The sequence below is a fragment of the Oleiphilus sp. HI0128 genome (genome assembly GCF_001635365.1).
Window position 1 is genome coordinate 1 of sequence record NZ_LWGG01001055.1, and the last position, 2,878, is coordinate 2,878.

Annotated in this window: 4 protein-coding genes; 3 read left to right on the top strand and 1 reads right to left on the bottom strand. The window is 43.7% G+C overall.

Annotated features, from left to right (window positions below; genetic code table 11):
- From A3763_RS17985 to A3763_RS17995, 3 genes are all read left to right on the top strand, one after another.
- Nucleotides 1–594: GGDEF domain-containing protein (locus A3763_RS17985; RefSeq protein WP_156495155.1), on the top strand; the 594-nt coding region annotated here is incomplete at its 5' end.
- A 191-nt stretch (nt 595–785) separates the two neighbouring features.
- Complete coding sequence (locus tag A3763_RS17990; protein ID WP_068509249.1) at nt 786–1,346, top strand: TetR/AcrR family transcriptional regulator; 561 nt, start codon at nt 786–788, stop codon at nt 1,344–1,346.
- A 121-nt stretch (nt 1,347–1,467) separates the two neighbouring features.
- Complete coding sequence (locus A3763_RS17995) at nt 1,468–2,589, top strand: NADH:flavin oxidoreductase (RefSeq protein WP_068510430.1); 1,122 nt, start codon at nt 1,468–1,470, stop codon at nt 2,587–2,589.
- Between the two features lie 109 nt (nt 2,590–2,698).
- Here A3763_RS17995 and A3763_RS28845 read toward each other — a convergent pair.
- A partial coding sequence (locus A3763_RS28845; RefSeq protein ID WP_197482958.1) for a hypothetical protein occupies nt 2,699–2,878 on the bottom strand: 180 nt, incomplete at its 5' end.

Genomic DNA, 2,878 nt, shown 5'->3' on the forward strand with positions numbered 1-2,878 from the left:
CAAGTCGTTCAGCTCATCGCAGTTTATGTTAATCAACATGGCCATTTAAATCGATCTAATAAAGACCAGCTTACAGCTTTAAAAAATCGCCGCTCCTTTGATCTCGAATACACGCAATTAACCGATAATGCTAAGTCGAATGATGAGAATGTTATTGCTGTATTGGATATAGATCATTTTAAGTCAGTGAATGATCGCTTTGGGCATGTTATTGGCGATGAAACCTTAATTGCTGTTGCCAACTTGATGAAAGATTTTTTTGAGCGTGATGATTATCTTTATCGCTTTGGTGGTGAAGAATTTATTATTTTGTTGCAGGGTATGGGGCGCTCAGAGGCTGCGGATTTACTAGAAGATTTGCGCAGAGAAATTGCTGATCATCACTTCCCCCAAGTAGATCATATTACGGTTAGTATTGGTTTTGTCCTTCTGGCTCATAACTGCGATAGCGTCTTAATATTCGAAAGAGCCGACGCGGCGCTTTATCATGCCAAAGCGAGTGGGCGTAACTGTATCAAGAACTATAAAAACTTAGTCGACAAAGGTGAAATAGAGGCTATCGATAATCGCTCTGGTGATATTGAGTTGTTCTAGCCATTCATTCAAGTCTACATAGCATCTAGATTAACTCACGTCAACTCCCATATCCGGGGTGCCGGCCGGTAAGCCAGGCTTGCGTGAGGTGGTTGATGTTCAATTTTTTAGCATAGGTTTGACAACCTACCTTCAGGTAGGTAAGGTATGTTTAATAATTGAACAAACTATTTTAGTGAAGTGGTTCCCTGATGAATACCAAGCAACGTATTGTCGAGTTTTCTGCTGATAAGCTTCGGGACCGTGGCTTTGATGGCTTCAGTTATTTAGATATATCCAGAGAACTGGGCATTACCAAGGCGAGTGTTCATCATCACTTCCCTAAGAAAGAAGATCTCGGTCTGGCCCTATGTGATTGGACGCATGACTGGCTTAGCCAAGGTCTTGCTTATTTCGACCAACGTGCAGCAAATCATTGGAATAAGCTGGAACGTTATTTAAGTGCCGCGATGAAGCACGCCTTATCTGAGCAGCGAGTATGCCCAATTAGTGCCTTCTATAATGACTTAAGCAAACTGCCAGACTCTATTAAGGTGCAGATAAAGAAGCTCGACGATATAGAGCTTGCTTGGGTCACGAAGGTCATTGATGAAGGTATAGAACAGGGTGAATTTGCTGAGCTTGAAGATACGCGAGCAATGGCTGCGCTATTTATTTTTAGCTGCAAAGGCGCGCTTTATTACGCTCGCCTACATGGCCAGGATTTGTTTCACCAAACAATGCAGCAATATGAGAATTTAATTCGCAAATAAAGGTTTGAGCACTTGTCCTTTGACAGCGTGTTGCAAGCCTTTTCTTTTGCTTAATAAGCCTACCTTCAGGTAGGTAGTTTGCAATAGTAATAGCTTTGAAAAGTTAAGATAGGAGATTTATATGAGTAATGTTAGCCCCTTATTTGAAACGCTGGACTTAGGTAAATTACAACTAAAAAATCGTATTGTGATGGCGCCGATGACTCGCACATTTTCACCGGGTAACGTCCCAAATGAACAAGTTGTCGCGTACTACGAGCGTCGTGCTGAAAATGATGTGGGCCTGATCATTACAGAGGGCACCCCAGTTGGTCATAAAGCTGCAAATGGTTATCCTAATGTCCCCTTCATGCATGGTGAGAAAGCATTAGCTGGCTGGAAAAAAGTAGTTGATGCGGTTCATGCGAAAGGTGGAAAGATCGCGCCTCAGCTGTGGCATGTAGGTTCAGTTCGTAAAGAGGGCGTAGAGCCTGATAAGTCTGTACCGGGCTATAGCCCTTCTGGTTTGTTTAAGCCAGGCAAAGAAAATGGCGTAGCGATGACGCAGGAAGATATTGCTGAGGTTATTGAAGCTTTCGCACAGGCTGCTGAAGATGCAAAAAGTATTGGCTTTGATGCTGTGGAAATACATGGCGCGCACGGCTACCTAGTTGACCAGTTCTTCTGGGAAGGAACAAACCAGCGTACTGATGAATATGGTGGTGATATGCTCAAGCGAACTCGCTTTGGGGTTGAGCTTATTCAGGCTGTCAGAGCTCGGGTCGGAGAGGACTTTCCGATTATTTTACGTTTCTCTCAGTGGAAGCAACAAGACTATGAGGCACGGTTGGCCAACTCTCCAGAGGAACTGAAACAATTCCTACAGCCTTTATCTGAAGCCGGAGTCGATATTTTCCACTGCTCAACACGCCGATTCTGGGAAAATGAGTTCGATAACTCTGACTTGAATCTTGCTGGTTGGACTAAGGAGTTGACAGGTAAGCCGGTAATCACCGTTGGTAGCGTTGGTCTAGATAGTAGTTTTATCGATGAGAAGGGCTCGAGCTTGGGGATGTCTGACAAGGCGGGAGTGGCGTCTAGCCGAATTGCTGAATTGTCTGACAGAGTTGCCCAAGGTGAATTTGAGCTGGTCGCGGTTGGCCGTGCGCTACTTCAAGACCCTGAGTGGGTATTGAAAGTGAAAGAACAGCGTTTGGATGAATTGCAGGACTTTTCAAAAGCAGCATTGATGAAATTGATCTAAGTAGGCTTATAGAAAACGGCTGCTTGAGTAACAGAATATTTGAGCAGTCTCCGCTATTTTCGAATTAGTATAAGAAAATTAGGTTTACAATGTCTCTACTTTTGAAAGCTTAGCCGACTTTTTGGCTAGACTTGAGCTTGGTTTTATTGAGTTTCTTGGCTTTCGAGGGGACTGGAGTGATATTTACATCAACGTAGTTTCGTTGTAGCCACCATGGCAGCTCACTAAACTCCATATTACGGCGATCAGCTTTACGGCGGTTATTTTTATATTTTCGAGCTTGAGCAGT